This window comes from Citrobacter sp. Cpo090 (assembly GCF_030332665.1).
Lineage (GTDB): Bacteria > Pseudomonadota > Gammaproteobacteria > Enterobacterales > Enterobacteriaceae > Citrobacter > Citrobacter portucalensis.
This window is the reverse complement of sequence record NZ_JAOWHK010000025.1, coordinates 1,576,106-1,593,695: the sequence shown is the minus strand read 5'-3', so window position 1 is coordinate 1,593,695 and position 17,590 is coordinate 1,576,106. Positions and strand designations below refer to the sequence as shown.

18 protein-coding genes and 1 tRNA gene are annotated in these 17,590 nt (G+C 50.8%); 9 read left to right on the top strand and 10 right to left on the bottom strand.

Translation table 11 applies throughout. The annotated features are described in order from the left end of the window. Positions 1–211: 211 nt before the first annotated feature. Positions 212–934 carry a UDP-2,3-diacylglucosamine diphosphatase gene (gene lpxH, locus OGY83_RS10355; protein WP_123268425.1) on the bottom strand — a complete coding sequence of 241 codons (723 nt, stop codon included), beginning with the start codon at positions 932–934 and terminating at the stop codon, positions 212–214. A 2-nt stretch (positions 935–936) separates the two neighbouring features. Then, positions 937–1,431 carry a peptidylprolyl isomerase B gene (gene ppiB / locus OGY83_RS10350; protein WP_003021875.1) on the bottom strand — a complete coding sequence of 165 codons (495 nt, stop codon included), beginning with the start codon at positions 1,429–1,431 and terminating at the stop codon, positions 937–939. 173 nt (positions 1,432–1,604) lie between these two features. On the opposite strand from ppiB, the gene cysS reads away from it, so the two are divergent. Next, positions 1,605–2,990, top strand: coding sequence for a cysteine--tRNA ligase (gene cysS, locus OGY83_RS10345; RefSeq protein ID WP_286635818.1), 1,386 nt, complete (start codon positions 1,605–1,607; stop codon positions 2,988–2,990). 90 nt (positions 2,991–3,080) lie between these two features. Here cysS and OGY83_RS10340 read toward each other — a convergent pair whose 3' ends face one another. From OGY83_RS10340 to folD, 3 genes are all read right to left on the bottom strand, one after another. Further along, complete coding sequence (locus tag OGY83_RS10340) at positions 3,081–3,605, bottom strand: metal-dependent hydrolase (protein WP_079938328.1); 525 nt, start codon at positions 3,603–3,605, stop codon at positions 3,081–3,083. Positions 3,606–3,730: 125 nt separating this feature from the next. Then, positions 3,731–3,943, bottom strand: a complete 213-nt coding sequence (ybcJ, locus tag OGY83_RS10335) for a ribosome-associated protein YbcJ (protein ID WP_003831111.1) — start codon at positions 3,941–3,943, stop codon at positions 3,731–3,733. 1 nt (position 3,944) lies between these two features. Continuing rightward, a complete protein-coding gene (gene folD, locus OGY83_RS10330) occupies positions 3,945–4,811 on the bottom strand; it encodes a bifunctional methylenetetrahydrofolate dehydrogenase/methenyltetrahydrofolate cyclohydrolase FolD (protein ID WP_123268422.1) in 867 nt (288 codons plus the stop codon). A 576-nt stretch (positions 4,812–5,387) separates the two neighbouring features. Between folD and fimA the strand changes: the two genes are divergently transcribed. The 6 genes from fimA (at position 5,388) to sfmF (ending at position 11,457) form a co-directional block, all read left to right on the top strand. Beyond that, positions 5,388–5,942, top strand: a complete 555-nt coding sequence (gene fimA, locus OGY83_RS10325) for a type 1 fimbrial major subunit FimA (RefSeq protein ID WP_032934356.1) — start codon at positions 5,388–5,390, stop codon at positions 5,940–5,942. Positions 5,943–6,019: 77 nt separating this feature from the next. Further along, positions 6,020–6,553: a type 1 fimbrial protein subunit FimI gene (gene fimI, locus OGY83_RS10320; protein WP_032942585.1), complete on the top strand. Its 534-nt coding sequence runs from the start codon at positions 6,020–6,022 to the stop codon at positions 6,551–6,553. Positions 6,554–6,594: 41 nt separating this feature from the next. After that, positions 6,595–7,287 (top strand): type 1 fimbria chaperone FimC, encoded by a 693-nt coding sequence (fimC, locus tag OGY83_RS10315; protein ID WP_286635817.1) that lies wholly within the window; start codon positions 6,595–6,597, stop codon positions 7,285–7,287. 7 nt (positions 7,288–7,294) lie between these two features. Further along, a complete protein-coding gene (locus OGY83_RS10310) occupies positions 7,295–9,916 on the top strand; it encodes a fimbrial biogenesis usher protein (protein WP_286635816.1) in 2,622 nt (873 codons plus the stop codon). Positions 9,917–9,920: 4 nt separating this feature from the next. Further along, on the top strand, positions 9,921–10,928 hold the full coding sequence (fimH, locus tag OGY83_RS10305; protein WP_502873089.1) for a type 1 fimbria D-mannose specific adhesin FimH: 1,008 nt from the start codon (positions 9,921–9,923) through the stop codon (positions 10,926–10,928). A gap of 34 nt (positions 10,929–10,962) precedes the next feature. Next, positions 10,963–11,457 (top strand): fimbria assembly protein, encoded by a 495-nt coding sequence (gene sfmF, locus OGY83_RS10300; protein WP_191235429.1) that lies wholly within the window; start codon positions 10,963–10,965, stop codon positions 11,455–11,457. Between the two features lie 49 nt (positions 11,458–11,506). Here the strand turns inward: sfmF and fimZ are convergent, their stop codons facing one another. The 4 genes from fimZ to fimW all read right to left on the bottom strand — a co-directional run bounded on the left by fimZ (position 11,507) and on the right by fimW (position 14,428). After that, on the bottom strand, positions 11,507–12,139 hold the full coding sequence (gene fimZ, locus OGY83_RS10295; protein WP_123268419.1) for a fimbria biosynthesis transcriptional regulator FimZ: 633 nt from the start codon (positions 12,137–12,139) through the stop codon (positions 11,507–11,509). A 586-nt stretch (positions 12,140–12,725) separates the two neighbouring features. Continuing rightward, positions 12,726–13,448: a fimbria biosynthesis regulator FimY gene (fimY, locus tag OGY83_RS10290; protein ID WP_286635815.1), complete on the bottom strand. Its 723-nt coding sequence runs from the start codon at positions 13,446–13,448 to the stop codon at positions 12,726–12,728. Then, complete coding sequence (locus OGY83_RS10285; RefSeq protein ID WP_286635814.1) at positions 13,399–13,602, bottom strand: hypothetical protein; 204 nt, start codon at positions 13,600–13,602, stop codon at positions 13,399–13,401. Before OGY83_RS10285 ends, fimY begins: the two co-directional genes overlap by 50 nt. 232 nt (positions 13,603–13,834) lie before the next feature. Further along, positions 13,835–14,428: a fimbria biosynthesis transcriptional regulator FimW gene (gene fimW / locus OGY83_RS10280; RefSeq protein ID WP_123268417.1), complete on the bottom strand. Its 594-nt coding sequence runs from the start codon at positions 14,426–14,428 to the stop codon at positions 13,835–13,837. A gap of 34 nt (positions 14,429–14,462) precedes the next feature. Here fimW and OGY83_RS10275 point away from each other — a divergent pair, with 34 nt between their 5' ends. Further along, positions 14,463–14,642 (top strand): hypothetical protein, encoded by a 180-nt coding sequence (locus tag OGY83_RS10275; protein ID WP_123268416.1) that lies wholly within the window; start codon positions 14,463–14,465, stop codon positions 14,640–14,642. Positions 14,643–14,681: 39 nt separating this feature from the next. Beyond that, positions 14,682–14,758 (top strand) — tRNA-Arg (locus tag OGY83_RS10270). 37 nt (positions 14,759–14,795) lie between these two features. On the opposite strand, the gene torS is transcribed toward OGY83_RS10270, so the two are convergent. Further along, entirely contained in the window at positions 14,796–17,561 is a 2,766-nt protein-coding gene (torS, locus tag OGY83_RS10265; protein ID WP_286635813.1) for a TMAO reductase system sensor histidine kinase/response regulator TorS, read from the bottom strand. Positions 17,562–17,590 lie beyond the last annotated feature (29 nt).

Here is a 17,590-nt window from a genome sequence, read left to right as displayed (position 1 = left end):
CACTCGACTTTTGAGGCCACAGAGAATAGCATAATTCACCGCCAAGGAAAACGATTGCGCGCTTTGCACGTCACTCTTCAAGCTGCCTCTTTGTTGGCTGCATCTGCTCACCCCAGTCACTTACTTTTGTAAGCTCCAGGGGACTCACAGATTTGCCGTCTCGATGCAACTCGAATAGTTTTGTGTAAAGAGGAACTGGGTATCTGCAGAATTAAAACGGAAATGCGATCAGTTCAACGTCGTCTGGTGTGACTTTGATCATCGAACCTTCGGTGTGCCATGCGCCTAATACCACGCGGAAAGCGGGTTGCTCATTGGCCGTAAGCTCGTGGACGGCCGGGCGGTGGGTATGGCCGTGAATTAACCACTGAACCTGATGTTTTTCCATCTCGCTAATCACGGCCTGCGGATTCACATCCATGATCTCCAGTGACTTGCTACTGTTAGCCGCTTTGCTGTTGGCGCGCATTTTTGCAGCGATTCGCTGGCGAACGAACAGCGGCAGGGCGAGGAACAGCTTCTGTAACCAGGGTTGATGCACTTTGGCGCGAAACGCCTGATAGCCTGCGTCGTCGGTGCATAAGGTGTCGCCATGCATGATCAGTACTTTACGGCCATACAGGTCGAGCACTTTTTCTTCGGGAAGCAAGGTCATGCCGCTGTCACGGGCAAAACGTTTGCCGATCAGAAAATCACGGTTGCCGTGAATAAAAAAGCAGGGAACGCCGGAGTCAGCCAGTGATTTTATCGCCGCGGCCATTTCACGATGCAGCGGATTAGGATCGTCGTCGCCAATCCAGGCTTCAAACAGGTCGCCAAGAATGTATAGCGCATCGGCCTTTCGCGCATCACCGGCTAAAAAACGCAGAAAACCGGCGGTGATCGCCGGTTCTTCTGTGCAGAGGTGAAGATCTGCAATAAACAGTGTCGCCACGATTACTCGCTGACGGTCACGTTTTCGATGATAACGTCTTCTTTTGGCACGTCCTGATGCATACCGCTGCGACCAGTGGAAACGCCTTTGATTTTATCAACCACGTCCATGCCTTCAACAACTTCAGCAAACACGCAGTAACCCCAACCCTGCATGCTTTCGCCGGAGAAGTTCAGGAAGTCGTTGTCTGCAACGTTGATGAAGAACTGTGCGGTTGCGGAGTGCGGAGCCTGAGTACGCGCCATCGCCAGCGTACCACGGGTGTTTTTCAGACCGTTGTTCGCTTCGTTTTTGATCGCTTCTTTCGTGGCTTTTTGCTTCATGCCTGGCTCGAAACCGCCGCCCTGGATCATGAAACCGTTAATAACACGGTGGAAAATGGTGTTGTTGTAAAAACCTTCGCGGCAGTAGTCCAGGAAGTTTTTAACTGTTTCAGGCGCTTTATCATCAAACGTTTTGATTACGATATCGCCGTGATTAGTGTGGAAAGTAACCATTTTTGCATCCTGTTCCGATAGATTGGTGCTTCGACCCCGTCAAGGGTCAGAGTTAGGGGTGTGTTATAGCATAACCGCAAGCTGCGATCACCTCGCAAAGTGTGCTGCTTCCGGTCTAAATTATGGGTATTATACAGACTTTACTATCCACACACGTCTACACGGAATCTTCGATGTTAAAAATCTTTAATACACTGACGCGCCAAAAAGAGGAATTCAAACCTATTCATGCCGGGGAAGTCGGCATGTACGTGTGTGGTATTACCGTTTACGATCTCTGTCATATTGGCCACGGACGTACCTTTGTTTCTTTCGACGTCGTCGCGCGTTATCTGCGCTTCCTCGGCTATAAGCTGAAGTATGTGCGCAACATTACCGATATCGATGACAAAATCATCAAGCGCGCGAATGAAAACGGCGAAAGCTTTGTGGCGTTGGTCGACAGAATGATCGCGGAAATGCACAGCGATTTCGATGCGCTGAATATTCTGCGCCCGGACCTGGAGCCGCGTGCTACGCATCATATCGCTGAAATTATCGAAATCACTGAACAGCTGATTGCCAAAGGTCACGCTTACGTTGCTGATAACGGCGACGTGATGTTCGACGTGCCGACTGACCCGAACTACGGCCAGCTGTCGCGCCAGGAACTGGATCAGCTGCAGGCAGGCGCGCGCGTTGACGTGGTTGATGTGAAGCGCAACCCGATGGACTTCGTGCTGTGGAAAATGTCCAAAGAAGGCGAGCCGAGCTGGCCGTCTCCGTGGGGCGCGGGCCGTCCGGGCTGGCACATCGAATGTTCTGCGATGAACTGCAAACAGTTGGGCAACCATTTCGATATTCACGGCGGCGGTTCGGACCTGATGTTCCCGCACCATGAAAACGAAATCGCTCAGTCCACCTGTGCGCATGACGGTGAGTACGTTAATTACTGGATGCACTCCGGGATGGTGATGGTTGACCGCGAGAAAATGTCCAAATCGCTGGGCAACTTCTTTACCGTTCGCGACGTGCTGAAATACTACGACGCCGAAACCATTCGCTACTTCCTGATGTCTGGTCATTACCGTAGCCAGTTAAACTACAGCGAAGAGAACCTCAAGCAGGCGCGTTCTGCGCTGGAGCGTCTGTATACCGCGCTGCGCGGCACTGACAAATCCGTTGCTCCAGCGGGTGGCGAAGCCTTTGAAGCGCGCTTTATTGAAGCGATGGACGATGACTTCAACACCCCGGAAGCCTACTCGGTGCTGTTTGATATGGCGCGTGAAGTTAACCGTCTGAAGGGTGAAGATATGGCGGCGGCTAACGGCATGGCTGCGCATCTGCGTAAGCTTTCCAGCGTACTGGGCCTGCTGGAACAGGATCCAGAAGCGTTCCTGCAAAGCGGTGCGCAGGCGGATGACGGTGAAGTTGCTGAAATTGAAGCGTTAATCCAACAACGTCTGGATGCACGTAAGGCGAAAGACTGGGCGGCAGCTGACGCCGCGCGTGACCGTCTCAACGAGATGGGCATCGTGCTGGAAGACGGCCCGCAGGGTACCACCTGGCGTCGTAAGTAACTCTGTAATGCCCGGTGGCACCTACGCTTACCGGGCCTACAAAAGAGTGAGTGTAGGCCGGATAAGACGCAGCGCGTCGCATCCGGCAGATTAATATTTCCGATACCACCACAGCACACCCATCATTACGATTCCCGGCAGCCATACCCACATCAACTCCGACATGATCACCTGGTGCCCGTACGGCGTGGCGTAGCGTGATAACGCAAACGGGGCGACTTTAATCACCTGCCATGGCGCGAAGAAGCGCTCATCCGACCACGGCCACAGCCAGCCGACGCCTTTACCGCCGGTCGTAACGGAATCCAGCAGACTGTGTGACAGCAGTGAAACCGTCAGGAATAGCCAGCAGCGAATCAATCCCGCCTTAAACCATCGTCGGCCAATCAACACGCAGAGCAGCGGTACCACGAAGGCGAACAGCAGGGAGTGGGTAAATCCCCGGTGACCAAACACGTTGCCGTAGGCGACACCGAGTTTAAATGACAACACGTCGGCATCTGGCAGCATGGCCAGAACGACGCCAGCAAACAGTAATCGTGGGGGGATGACTTTAAGTCCGAGACCTAAGCCTAAACAGAGCGGAACGGCCGCGTGCGTAACGATAGTGGGCATGATGATCGCTTCGTGTGGAAAAACAACATGCTAACAGTTCACTGTGAAGCGGGGATGAAGTCATTATCTGAAAACGAGAGGGGAAAGTGGCCGGATACGGTGTTAACCTCATCCGGCACTTAGGGTCACGCTACGACGTTAATGCTGTGGCCTTCAAAGCTGACGGTCTGTCCGGCAACGATTTTGCAGCGTTTACGCGTTTCAACAACGCCATCGACCTTCACTAACCCTTCGCCAATAGCAATTTTTGCCTGGGCGCCGCTTTCGCTCCAGCCTTCCAGCTTCAGCAAATCGCAGAGTTCAACGTGTGGGTGTTTACCCAGTGAAAATGTGGCCATCTTAAACGTCCTTTACATCATGATATTCAACACACGCCTGCAGCGTGTTTTCGATAAGTGTGGCGACCGTCATTGGGCCTACGCCGCCGGGGACCGGCGTGATATATGACGCACGTGCGGCTGCATCGTCAAAGACCACATCGCCAACAACCTTACCATTCTCCAGACGGTTGATGCCGACATCAATCACAATCGCGCCTTCTTTGATCCACTCACCAGGAATAAAGCCTGGTTTACCGACGGCAACAATCAGCAGGTCAGCATGTTCTACGTGGCGGCGCAGATCTTTGGTGAATCGGTGGGTGACGGTGGTGGTGCAGCCAGCCAGCAGTAGCTCCATACTCATTGGGCGACCGACAATATTCGAGGCGCCAATGACCACGGCATTCAGACCGTAGGTATCGATGTTGTAACGCTCAAGCAGGGTAACAATACCGCGCGGAGTACATGGGCGCAGGCGCGGCGCGCGCTGGCACAGACGACCGACGTTATACGGGTGGAAACCGTCAACGTCTTTATCTGGCGCAATACGTTCCAGGACTTTCACGTTGTCGATACCCGCCGGCAACGGCAGCTGTACCAGGATACCGTCGATGGTGGTATCTGCATTGAGCGTATCGATCAGCTCAAGAAGCTCCGCCTCGCTGGTGGTTTCAGGCAGGTCATAGGAGCGGGAGACAAACCCCACTTCGTCACAGGCTTTGCGTTTACTCGCAACATAAATCTGCGAAGCCGGGTTGCTACCTACCAGCACAACAGCCAGGCCTGGGGCGCGTAATCCAGCCGCTAAACGCGCCTGAACTTTTTGAGCAACCTCAGAGCGCACCTGCTGCGCAATCGTTTTACCGTCAATAATCTTTGCTGCCATCAGAGAGAGAATTCCGTCTGTTACGTTAAACCGAAGGGGATGCCACTATTTTGTCAGAAGCGGGGCGCGCTGTCAGTTTTCGTTTGCGTTTTTACGTGCGATAACGGGCGTCATGGTCAGAGAATGGGATCAGCACAGGGGCTGAAGTCCCCCCGGATAATTAATGAGCATGCGAATTAAAATTAACGTGAATGAAACAATTCATCACCCTGATGTTTTCAGGGGTAATGCGCCATAAACCAGTCTGTTACGTACCTTTATGGAAGGATTTAAGTAATATTCACCCAGATTTTTCCTAGGTCCCAATAAGAATTAGCCAGGGCCAATAAAAGGATTTGCAGGTATTTTTAATTAATTGAAATGTTTAATTTAACCCTGTGACGAATAGTCATATTCGCGAAGATTAATTAGTGAATCAAATACTCAGGAGAGTTGGGGTAAAAGATTAGCTAATTCTCTTGCGATATATATCTTTACAGGATGCAGAGATAATTAGCCTGACATTTAATGTCGATAATGATTCAAACGGATCCCGCAGGATGCCGGAGCCGGATGTGTGTAATTCAAGGGAAATCCATGAAACGTAAATTAATGACCTCTTCTGTTATTGCCAGCCTGATGTTAGTTGCAGGTGCAGCGGTTGCAGCCGATCCGGTAAGCGTTAGCGGCGGTACTGTGCATTTTGAAGGTGAACTGGTCAATGCAGCCTGTGCAGTCAGTACTCAGTCATCCGATCAGGTTGTCACCTTAGGCCAGTATCGTACCGCCAGTTTTACCGCAGTTGGCGATACAACGGCGCAAATTCCGTTCTCAATCGTGCTGAACGACTGTGATCCGAAAGTTGCCGCAACCGCAGCCGTGGCTTTCTCTGGTCAATCCGATATTACCAACAACAACCTGCTGGCTGTCACTTCTGCAGACAACGGTACCACTGCCAGCGGTGTCGGGATTGAAATTCTGGACAATACGTCCACCGCGCTGAAGCCGGATGGAGCCACCTTCTCTACCGCTCAGGCACTGGTAGAAGGGACCAACACCCTGCGTTTCTCTGCGCGTTATAAAGCCACAGCCACCAGCGCTACGCCGGGTCAGGCAAATGCCGACGCAACGTTCATCATGAAGTACGAATAAGCCGTTTTGATTTGCGCAAGGATGCAGTACGCCTCACTGGATGAGGCAATTTCCGGGGATGATGAAGGATGCGGCAGATGATAGGGAAAGGCGTGGCGCTGGCGGGAATGCTGTGCGTACTGCCTGTGTTTGCACATACGGTAATACTGGAAAGTGGCCGCCTTCACTTACGGGGGCAGCTCGTCAATGGTGCCTGTACGGTCGCTACCGACAGCCAAAATTTGCGGGTGCAAATGGGGCAGTATCGCACCAATGCTTTCTCCGGGACGGGAAGCTTTGCCTCTACCAGCGTGCCGTTTTCACTGCGCTTAACCTCATGCAGCTCCGATGTTTATGACCACGTTGGGATTGCGTTTGCAGGTGTGACGCCAGCGGAAGATCCGCAGGTTTTTCTTGCCAGTGGCGATGCGTCTGCGGCTTCGGGGATCGGTCTGGCGTTATTTGATGAGCGCCAACGGCAAATTATTCCGAATGCACTGCCGCTTCATTATGCGCCGATTATAACGCAAGAGATGACGTTTCATTTCACTGCTCGTTATCGGGCTGTCTCGGAAAATATAACGCCGGGAACGCTTCGTTCAGACGTGTGGTTTACGTTGGTTTATCCCTGATTTATTTCCCAACGATAATCACACCAAAGGTATTTGTAGCTATGTTTAATTATCTAAAATCAGGTTTTATCCTTTTACTGGTCTTATTTCCTGTTGCCAGTGTTCAGGCTGCCGGAGGCATTGCATTAGGCGCTACCCGCGTTATTTATCCAGCGGATGCCAAACAAACATCACTGTCTATTAGCAATAGTGATACCAAAGAACGTTACCTGGTCAATTCATGGATTGAGAATAGCGCAGGCGTTAAAGAAAAATCGTTTGTGGTTACGCCTCCGTTGTTTGTCAGCGAACCCAAAAGCGAAAACACGCTGCGTATCATCTATGCCGGCGAACCGCTGCCCAAAGATCGTGAGTCGCTGTTCTGGATGAACGTGAAAGCCATTCCGTCAGTCAATAAAAACAGCCTCGAGGGTAAAAACGTTCTGCAACTGGCGATTCTGTCCCGCATCAAGCTTTTTGTCCGTCCGAATAATCTGCCGCAAATTCCGGAAGATGCGCCTGGGATGCTGAAATTCTCCCGAACCGGCAACCACCTGAAAATCAATAATCCGTCAGCGTATTACGTCACCCTGGTCAATCTCAACGTGGGGGACTCGAAGATCGACAACGCGATGGTTGCACCGAAAAGTGATGCGCAGGTCCTGCTACCAACGGGCGTTCAGGGCAACGTCACGTTCCAGACGGTCAATGATTATGGTGCCGTGACCCCGGCCAAAACGGTTAGCGTGCGTTGAGATAACGATGAATAAGACAACGTATTTTCTTGGCCTGTTACCGGGGGTTACGCCACCGCTGGCGGGGGTGGCGTTGTCCACGCTGGCGGCGCTCTTTCCCTCTTTAAGCCATGGGGAAAGCTATTTTAATCCGGCCTTTTTATCTGCGGATACGGCAACCGTGGCAGATTTATCACGTTTTGAAAAAGGTAATCATCAGCCTGAAGGCGTTTATCGTGTGGATATCTGGCGCAACGATGAGTTTGTTGCCACTCAGGATATACGTTTTACGACCAGCGCGGGAAAAGCCGGGGAGAAGTCCGGTGGGCTGATGCCGTGTTTTGGACTCGACTGGGTGAAGCGCCTTGGCGTTAATATTGCCGCGTTTCCGGCACTCAGTAAGGAGCCGAACGATACCTGTATCAATCTACCTGAGGCGATTCCAGGCAGCGAGATTGCATTTGATTTTTCTACCCTGCGCTTAAACGTCAGCCTGCCGCAGGCGTCAATGTTAAACAGCGCGCGTGGCTATATTCCGCCAGAGGAGTGGGATGAAGGGATCCCGGCTGCGCTGGTCAACTACAGCTTTACCGGCAGCCGCGGCAGTGACACTGACAGCTATTTCTTAAGTATGCTCAGTGGCCTGAACTATGGCCCCTGGCGCTTGAGAAATAACGGCGCATGGAGCTATTCCAAAGGTGACGGATACCACTCACAAAGCTGGAAAAACATCGGCACATGGCTTCAGCGCGCGATTATCCCGCTGAAGGGTGAACTGGTGATGGGCGACAGCAACACCGGCAACGACGTTTTTGACAGCGTCGGATTTCGCGGGGCGCGGCTCTATTCCTCAGACAGTATGTATCCCGACAGCTTACAGGGCTACGCGCCTACCGTTCGCGGTATTGCGCGCACCGCAGCGAAACTCACCATCCGTCAGAATGGCTATGTGATTTATCAAAGCTATGTTTCACCGGGCGCTTTCTCGATAACCGATCTCAACCCGACGTCATCCAGCGGTGACCTTGAGGTGACGGTGGACGAAAAGGACGGCAGCCAACAGCGTTATAAGGTGCCGTACTCCACGGTTCCCCTGTTACAACGAGAAGGGCGTTTCAAATACGACGTGGTTGCCGGGGATTTTCGCAGCGGCAATAGCCAGCAATCTTCACCGTTCTTTTTCCAGGGAACATTAATTGCCGGGTTACCTGAGGGCTACACCGCATACGGTGGTACGCAGCTGGCCTCGCGTTACACCGCGGTAGTTTTAGGCACAGGCCGAAACCTGGGGGACTGGGGGGCGGTTTCTGTGGATTTAACCCATGCGCGCAGCCAACTGGCGGATGACAGTACGCATCAGGGGCAGTCTCTGCGTTTTCTGTATGCAAAATCGCTGAACAACTTTGGCACTAACTTCCAGCTGTTGGGATATCGCTACTCAACGCGCGGCTTCTATACCCTCGACGATGTCGCGTATCGCAGCATGGAAGGCTATGAGTATGAATACGACAGTGAAGGCAATCGCCACGACGTGCCCGATGTGAAGAGTTATCACAATCTGAGTTACAGCAAAAAGGGCCGCTTCCAGATTAACATTTCGCAGAATCTGGGAGACTACGGATCGCTGTATGTCTCGGGCAGTCAGCAAACGTACTGGAACACCTCAGACACCAATACCTGGTATCAGGTGGGCTATGCCAGCGGCTGGCAGGGGATTAGCTATTCACTCTCCTGGTCGTGGAATGAATCGGTAGGCATCTCCGACACCGACCGTATTCTGGCATTCAATATGTCAGTGCCGTTCAGCCTGCTGAGCGGACGGCGCTACTCGCGTGATAACGCGCTCGATCGCACCTATGCCACCTTTAATGCCAACCGCAACAGCAACGGACAAAACAGCTGGCAGAGCGGGATCGGCGGCACGTTACTGGATGGGCGCAACCTGAGCTACAGCGTGAATCAGGGCCACAGCAGCACCAACGGCTACAGCGGAAACGCCAGCGCCAACTGGCAGGCGGCTTATGGCACGCTGGGCGTGGGATACAACTACGATCGCGATCAGCATGACTACAACTGGCAGCTCTCCGGCGGCGTGGTGGGGCATGCGGACGGTATTACGCTCAGTCAGCCGCTGGGGGACACCAACGTGCTGGTTAAAGCGCCTGGCGCGCAGGGCGTGCGGATAGAAAACCAGACCGGCGTGCAAACCGACTGGCGTGGATATGCGGTGATGCCGTATGCCACCGTTTATCGCTATAACCGCGTCGCGTTAGATACCAATTCAATGAACAACAATACCGATGTGGAAAATAACGTTAGCAGCGTCGTGCCAACGCAAGGGGCATTGGTGCGAGCGGCGTTTGATACGCGTATCGGTGTGCGGGCGCTGATAACCGCGAAATATGCAGGTAAACCTGTGCCATTTGGCTCCGTTGTGCGTGAAAACAACAGCGGCGTGACCAGTATGGTGGGCGAAGACGGGCAAATCTACCTGAGCGGCTTGCCGCTAAAAGGCGAATTACTGATCCAATGGGGGGAAAGCGCTAACGCTCGCTGCGTGGCGCACTATGCCTTGCCTGAGGAGAGTCTGAAACAGGCGGTGACGCTCACGAATGTGACGTGCGAATCTCCAACGGCACGACAGGAATAATACGATGAAACGACAAACGGGTTTGTTACTGGGATGCGCTTTACTGCTGATGGCCCATTCGTCCTGGGCGACGGTCTGCCAAAACTCGAATGGTACACCAACGGATGTTTTTTACGATCTGTCTAACGTCTTTAACAGCAGCAACAACCGGCCAGGACAGGTGGTGACGTTACCGGAAAAATCGGGATGGATTGGCGTTAATGCTACCTGTCCGGCCGGGACGACGGTGAATTACACCTATCGAAGCTACGTTACGGAACTCCCTGTGCAAAGTACAGAAAATGGTTTTCAGTACCTGAAACTCAATGACTACCTGCTGGGAGCCATGAGCATCACCGACAGCTACGCCGGGTTGTTTTATCCTCCGCGCAATTATATCCGTATGGGCGTTGACTCGAACGTTTCGCAGCAGAAGCCTTTTGGCGTACAGGATTCAAACCTGGTGTTTAAACTCAAAGTGATCCGCTCGTTTATTAACATGGTGCCGATCCCTCGGCAGACGATGTTCAGAGTCTACGTTACCACCAGTACCGGAGATGCGTTAAGCACACCGGTTTACACCATCAGTTACAGCGGCAAGGTGGAGGTTCCACAAAACTGCGAGGTGAATGCCGGGCAGATTGTCGAGTTTGATTTTGGCGATATTGGCGCATCGTTATTTAGCAAGGCGGGGGCAGGAAACCGGCCCGAAGGCATTAATCCGCAGACCAAAACGGTGGCGATAAAATGCACCAACGTCGCCGCACAGGCTTACTTAACCATGCGCGTAGAGGCCGAGAAAGCCAGCGGGCAAATGATGGTATCGGACAATCCTGACTTAGGATTTATTGTCGCCGACAAAACCGGTAGACCGCTGACGCCCAATAATCTGTCCAGCACTATCCCGTTTCAATTGGATGATAACGCCGCTGCAAGCGTGGGTATTCGGTCATGGCCGGTCAGCGTGACGGGGAATAAACCTACCGAAGGGCCTTTTACTGCCCGTGGCTATCTGCGAGTAGATTATGACTAACAAGCAAACGCCAACTGTATGGGCACTTCTGGTGATGCTGCCCATACTGACATTCAGCTCGTTGTGCCATGCGTCCTCGTCGCTGGGTGAAATCAATATTGAACTGCGCGGAAACGTGGTGGACTTTACCTGTGCGGTGATTGCCAGTGACAGCAATAAGTCGGTTGAATTGGGCACCTGGCCGACAAAACAGTTACAGACCAGCGGGGATACTACCCAACCAGTCGCGTTTACGCTGAAGCTGGAAGGCTGCCCGCCGGGCTCCGCATCGATAACGTTTTCTGGTACTCCGGCCCCCGGCACGACGTTGCTGGCGCTCGACGATGTGGTGATGGCGCAAAAGGTGGCGATCGAACTGCATGACAGCGACCGTACGCGATTACCGCTCGAGCAGGCCAGCCAAACCGTAGGGATTGATGAAAGCGGCAATGCCACGCTGACCTTTTTCGCCAACTATATCGCGTTAGCAGACGGGGTTCAGCCTGGCCTCGCCAGGGCCGATGCCACATTTATGATTAACTATAACTAATCAATGCGCGGATAAAACGCTCCCGAACGAAACCTCGTCGGGAGTGCTATTACATTAATTCATGCATTTTTGCGTAATCGATCAGCTCAACGATAGTGTGCAAGCCGAGTTTGGCGTAGATATTAGCCTTGTGAGCACTAATCGTTTTATTGCTGAGTAACAGCTGCTCAGCAATTTCCTTATTAGAGAGCCCATTTGCCAGATAACGCAAAACCGTAACTTCGCGGTTAGAGAGCGGCATGTCATTCAATACACCTTTTTTCATATTTATATTGTTAATGAAGTTAAGGGTGTCTGAAGGGAAAAAAGAATAGCCCGATAAAATCATTTTTACCGCATTGTAGATATCATTCAAATCCTTTCGTTTACTGACAAAACCATTTGCACCGGCCCGGATAGCACGCCCGGCATAAAAAGACTCCGATTTGGAGGAGAGAAACAGTACCCGAGTTTTCTCCTGCAGGGACTTTATTCTCTTGAGTAATGTAAATCCATCTGAACCAGGTAGTTCAATATCCAGAATGACAAGGTCGACAGGGTAAGTGCGCAGGTGCTCTATTGCCGTGCGGCTGTCATCGGTCTTCAACACAACCTGGATATTACTGTTCTTTTCAAGTAGTACTTCTATCGACATTCTGACAATAGGGTGTTCGTCCATAATGATAACGGATGCTGGTTTCATTGTTGTATGCCTCAAACTGTATGCGTATCTTGATAATTTTATAAAACATCAGGCGTTATAATATTGTCAAATAGCCAAGGGTTGTTCTGAGGGAGAGTCGAATAAATATTATTTCATCCTTGTTTATTCGGTTGCTCTTCTACAGAACAATGAATTTGTGGAAAATCCATTTCACACTGGGAAAACTAACAATTAATCAGAAAACTATGGGGATTATACCTGCTCTGTTCTTTCGGAAAAGGCTTACAACATTCAGGTTGTTAATGTCAGTTAGGATGTTCTAAAAGATCCAGATGTGTTAATGACTATTGGCATTATTTTACTGCTGTTTGAATTATGGCAGACTGAAAAAAATTTTTAAATGGTAAAAACAATACAATAAACTAATTGTTTAGGATTTGTTAAGGTGGGAATGAGGCTATTTGTGTTGATATGCGCAGAATCAGTATGGTTTACTGGGATGGTGGAAGTTGACATAATACCAGGAATAGTTGTAAATATTAAATAGTTGTGAAATTTGGATCTTTTGTCTCATGTGAAAATAAGTAATTTCCTAAAAAATCTTATGACACATAGGGTTAGGGTGTTAAATTAAATGAGCAGTGGTAACACTGAGGCGATGTATCAGATGCAAAAAATGCTGCCGTTTTGCTAACCCCAGACGGGCAATCAGCTGGTTCAGGCGATAGATGATACGGTGGTAGGGTCGAGCTTGTAACGAAGCAATCTCTTTTAAGGAGTTACCTTGTAAAAGTAATTCCACCATCTCCCAATCGAGCTGGTTTATGTGCCTGGTGTGAATATAGTTAAGGACTGGCGATAATAAAGCGCGGCGCATCTCCGGAAGGTGCAGGCTACGTGACAAGATATAAAATGGACCGGACAAAGAAATAAAAGGGATTAGGTCTTCATCATGGCGGGAAAGTAATATGAAGATTTGGATGTTATTCCGCGGTTTAATTAGTTGACGCAAATACTCCAGAACATCAAAATAAGAGATTGTTAAACCTTCCATATCAACCACTAACTGACTAATTACCGACTCTCGCAGGCTGACTTTGACCGATTCAATGGTCTGGAAGATCGCGGTATGTGCACCTGAAAATAAATGTCGACCCAGCGCATAGGCAAGATAGTTATCTGTCGTAATAATCGCCTGAGATATAGTGTCACTCGGTAATGTGTATTCGAGTTTTTGCGTCAGATACTCAAGTTGGTCAAATACCTGTGATGTATAGTGAGGATATTGCCAGGTACAGTTAGTGTTTCGTATACGGCGATGTCGGTCCCGGCGTTTTGCGCTGTGCATCCTTTTCCATTCCATTTCTGTTGCGGCAGGTCTGGATAAATTGCTGGCTATAAACATCCCTGACCCAAATTTTCTCCAGCGTAAAGGCGAGTTTCCTTGTGCCGTTGGGTTTCAATGCTTCAGCAATCATCAGACTGGCAATTGCGTATCCCATCAGAATAATCTGCCGGAAGTTTTCTGATGTCTTACTCAATGCCAAAAAAGTCGTTTTATCCAGTTCAACCTCTCTATGGGATTAGATAAAATATTACCGGGTGTGTCTTTTTGTTACCCCGGAAATAATAAGCCAGGATTATTCTGGCAGCATGAAGATAGGTACAGTAGGTGCCGATACTTAATTGGTGATGAGATTTTTCGCAATAAAAAATCAGGCAGAGAGATGCCACCTAATTTTGTAGAAAGTTCAGATGTGCCCGGATGTATCTTAAGAATTGCTGATCGTTTTTCACATGCAGCTTTTTCATAATGCTGCGGCGGGTGGCTTTGGCCTGAATTTCGCTTACCGAGAGCAAGTGAGCCGTTTCGGCTAAGGTATAGCCGCTGGCGAGAAACATTAAGAACTGGCGTTCTGCGATGGAAAAATTGCGGGTGGTACAGTAATGGCAGATAGTTGCGGGCACGTTGTTGCGCAGCGCACGTTTTTGCAGGATGAGGACTAATTTTTTAGTCATTTCCTCAACGTCATCTTCCCGATAGATCAGCGGTAACATGTACAGGCAGGGCCGGAACATCAGCTTATCTTTATCGTTTCTGTTGCAGATGACAACCCGGTGTTGGCGGCGGGTATGGACCGGAATCTGATAGCAATCGGCGCTGAGCCAATCTTCATCCAGGGAAATAAATGCGATGTCAGCGCGATCGATATCCTCGACTGGCAAAAAGCAAATCTCCTGATGCCACTGATTTGCCAAATGGGAGATGATAATTTTCAGTCCATGTTCGAAGTGACTGTTTTCTTCCTTGATGGCGATACTTAACATTAAAGAGTTCCTGAACCGCTGGAGGGGTAAGGGAATGTTAAGCAAAATCATAAATATTCTAAATACATGTATCCCTAAATCTGGCGTTTCGTGGGCTGAGTTGTTACCAGGCGATTTCCTGGATACCTTTGAACAAGCAGAAAAAATCAACATTCGTTCACTTCGCCAGCAACTGAAACAAAAGGCATTGACTCAGCAGACGCTGACCGTATAATTCACGCGTTTCATCTGCATGAAGTAATCACTTCGCAATGCGCCCTTAGCTCAGTTGGATAGAGCAACGGCCTTCTAAGCCGTAGGTCGTAGGTTCGAATCCTACAGGGCGTACCATTCAAAGTCAGTCTCTATGTTCAGCTTCAACGTACCGTTACGCGCGGGACGGTTTTTCTGCTTCCAGCCAACGTTCTACCTCATAAAGACTTTGTTGGACTTCCTCTCTGAGTGAAAAATCAGCCAACGGCTGCTGTTCAAGTGCTGCACACATCGTGCTGGCTGAGCGCATACCCATGCTGGCGCAGCTGCTTTTGAGCTGATGTGCCAGACGTTTTATCTGCTCGTGCTCATTTAAATCGCGCGCTGCCTCAATTTCATCTAATAAAGGAAGGGCGTGTTGCTTAAAGAGCGCTAACCATTCGTACACCTTTTGCCATCCCATGACCTGGATATCTCCAGTCAATTGCTGAAAATCTAACCGTTTGTTGTCATTTTCTGATGCAAGCGGGAGAGGCGCACTACCGTGTAGATAATGCGTAATAAGTCGACTGAGTTCGTCCTGAGGAACCGGTTTTTGAATAATGCCGAGGAACAGGGTGCTGGTTCTTTGGCTTAGCGTTTCATCGATGACGTGTGCGCTAAAGCCGATCAGGCTAAGTGCCGGATAGTCGTGGGCTAACTGCTGCGCCAGCGTGATCCCGTCGATATCAGGAAGATCGAAATCAACCAGAGCAGCATGAAAGCTGGCATCTTCCCGCAGCAGGCGTAACGCCTCAGCGGCACTGCCGGCAGCGGTAACCTGTGCGCCATTGAGGGTGAGCATTTCAGCACTGATACGTTGTGTAAGAGGATTATCCTCGATAAGCAATAAGCGTAAGCCCTGTAACGATATGGAACGTTGTGCGGGTTTAATGATGGGCATCGTGGTTGCCCGCAATGGCAGACGCAGCTGGAAACAACTCCCGACGCCAGGTGTGCTGGTGACGCTCAGCTCTCCCTGCATTGCCTGGGCGAGACTGGCACTGATGGTTAGTCCGAGTCCGGTTCCACCTCGTTTACCGCTTACCTGAACAAACGGCTGAAAAATATCGTGCTGGCGGGCAGGGTCAATTCCACATCCCGTATCTTCAACTTCGATGTACCAGTTTTTGCCCTCACATCGGCTACGCAGGATGATGTGTCCCCGATCGGTAAAGCGTAGTGCGTTGTTTAATAAATTAGTAATGATTTGCCGGATGCGGCGCGGATCGCCACGTAGGGAAGCGGGAACGTCATCAGCAAAATCCGCAACCAGCACAACCGGGCGACCGGCAACGCGGCTGTTCATGAGTTGAAGCGTACTTTCCAGCAAGGGTTTGGGTTCAAAAGGCTCATCGCCTATCGCCACATTTTTTCCACCGGCTTCGATAGCGGAATAGTCGAGGATATCGTTGAGGATGGTCAGCAAAGACTCACCCGAGTCGGTGATGGCGCGTAGATTTTCCTGATGCTGTGCCAGGGCGGGATTGTCTGAGAGCAACTGCGCAGTGCCGAGGATACCATACAGCGGGGTGCGTATTTCATGGCTCATGGCGGCAAGAAAAGCCGATTTTGCCTGGTTAGCTTTTTCGGCTTCTGCACGGGCCTGTCGGTGTTCAGATACCATAGAGCGCAGCTCGGCGGTGCGAGCTTTAACCTGGGCGGCCAGATGTTCTCGATGGCTATTGAGGGCGTGAACGCTGCCGCGAAAGGCATCCATCAATCGCCCGATGGTATCCAGTTCACGAACGCCTGCGGTTTCCGGGAATGGGGAGTCAATATCTCCCTCAAGCAGACGCTGTAACGCCTGGGTTTGCTGTGCCAGTGGGCGTGTGACTGAGCGATAAACCACACGCCAAAGTATAAGAATCAGCAAACATAAGGACACGCCACCTAACAGCAGCAGCAAGTGTTGCCCGCGCTGGCTGGCCTGTTTGAGATACGCCAGTCCGCTTTGATTGCGTTGGCCGATGATTTCTACCAACTGGCTGACTTCGCTACTGAAACGGGTAAATTGCTCGATATTATTCTGCGATAAGATCTGCAATTGGGTGGTGATGTCATTATCCTGGCGATACAGGGCCAGCAGATCAACATAACGGCTAATCGTACTCACGGCGTCGGCAACCTGAGTGCACACCACCGGATCTTCGATACGTATTTGTCGGCGGTGAAGTACTCTGACGGCGGCATTTAGCTGGCTTTCCAGCGCCGCGAGGTTATTCTGCGCCTGGTTATTCCCCAGGTTCATGACCATTTGCTGCACGCGTAGCGCACTCAGGCGCAGTTCATTCATCTGGTTATAATATTCCAGATCGATATCGATGAGCCTGTCCAGCGCGCGTTCAGCGGCCTGCCCCTGATGGCTCTCAATCAAATCGTAAATGCTGGCCTGTGTCGCACCCGCCGACGTGGCGGCATTACTGGCCTGACCGCGTGCCATTTCGGCAACGTCAGCGGTGGCCTCAATAATTTGCTGGCTGAGTTGTTGCTGTTGAATGCGTAATTTCAGGCGTTCGCCAACCATCTCCCCCTGATGGCTTAACGACCGGGCGATTTCTTTCTCCTGCTGTTCAATGGCAGAAGTATCAAAGCCCTGTTCACGAAGGGTTTTGAGTAATGTGGTTATTTTCAGGCTCTGGGCGGTTAGCATTCTCCCCTGAGCCAGCCACATGTTTTCATTGTCTGCGGTGGTCAGATTTTGTGCGGAAAACAGTTCCCAGGCACTGGCCTCGCTGAGCTGGCGCGCCATATCCATAGTTGGAATTAGCGCCTGGGTATTGGCCTGCTCAACCTGGCTGACAAAACGCAGGTTATACCAGCCTGTCAGCGTACTGATAAGAGTCAGTGCCGCCATCAGGGCAAAGCCTATCCACAGTCGTTTGGTCAGAGATAAATTCACTGTCTGGTCGCCACAGATTAAAAAGGTTG

What these genes read in the sequence shown, in the direction of transcription:
- ppiB (WP_003021875.1), bottom strand. Translation starts at nt 1,431, where the DNA reads ATGGTTACTTTCCACACTAATCACGGCGATATCGTAATCAAAACGTTT.
- cysS (WP_286635818.1), top strand. Translation starts at nt 1,605, where the DNA reads ATGTTAAAAATCTTTAATACACTGACGCGCCAAAAAGAGGAATTCAAA.
- OGY83_RS10340 (WP_079938328.1), bottom strand. Translation starts at nt 3,605, where the DNA reads ATGCCCACTATCGTTACGCACGCGGCCGTTCCGCTCTGTTTAGGCTTA.
- ybcJ (WP_003831111.1), bottom strand. Translation starts at nt 3,943, where the DNA reads ATGGCCACATTTTCACTGGGTAAACACCCACACGTTGAACTCTGCGAT.
- folD (WP_123268422.1), bottom strand. Translation starts at nt 4,811, where the DNA reads ATGGCAGCAAAGATTATTGACGGTAAAACGATTGCGCAGCAGGTGCGC.
- fimA (WP_032934356.1), top strand. Translation starts at nt 5,388, where the DNA reads ATGAAACGTAAATTAATGACCTCTTCTGTTATTGCCAGCCTGATGTTA.
- fimI (WP_032942585.1), top strand. Translation starts at nt 6,020, where the DNA reads ATGATAGGGAAAGGCGTGGCGCTGGCGGGAATGCTGTGCGTACTGCCT.
- fimC (WP_286635817.1), top strand. Translation starts at nt 6,595, where the DNA reads ATGTTTAATTATCTAAAATCAGGTTTTATCCTTTTACTGGTCTTATTT.
- OGY83_RS10310 (WP_286635816.1), top strand. Translation starts at nt 7,295, where the DNA reads ATGAATAAGACAACGTATTTTCTTGGCCTGTTACCGGGGGTTACGCCA.
- fimH (WP_502873089.1), top strand. Translation starts at nt 9,921, where the DNA reads ATGAAACGACAAACGGGTTTGTTACTGGGATGCGCTTTACTGCTGATG.
- sfmF (WP_191235429.1), top strand. Translation starts at nt 10,963, where the DNA reads ATGCTGCCCATACTGACATTCAGCTCGTTGTGCCATGCGTCCTCGTCG.
- fimZ (WP_123268419.1), bottom strand. Translation starts at nt 12,139, where the DNA reads ATGAAACCAGCATCCGTTATCATTATGGACGAACACCCTATTGTCAGA.
- fimY (WP_286635815.1), bottom strand. Translation starts at nt 13,448, where the DNA reads ATGCACAGCGCAAAACGCCGGGACCGACATCGCCGTATACGAAACACT.
- OGY83_RS10285 (WP_286635814.1), bottom strand. Translation starts at nt 13,602, where the DNA reads ATGGGATACGCAATTGCCAGTCTGATGATTGCTGAAGCATTGAAACCC.
- fimW (WP_123268417.1), bottom strand. Translation starts at nt 14,428, where the DNA reads ATGTTAAGTATCGCCATCAAGGAAGAAAACAGTCACTTCGAACATGGA.
- OGY83_RS10275 (WP_123268416.1), top strand. Translation starts at nt 14,463, where the DNA reads ATGTTAAGCAAAATCATAAATATTCTAAATACATGTATCCCTAAATCT.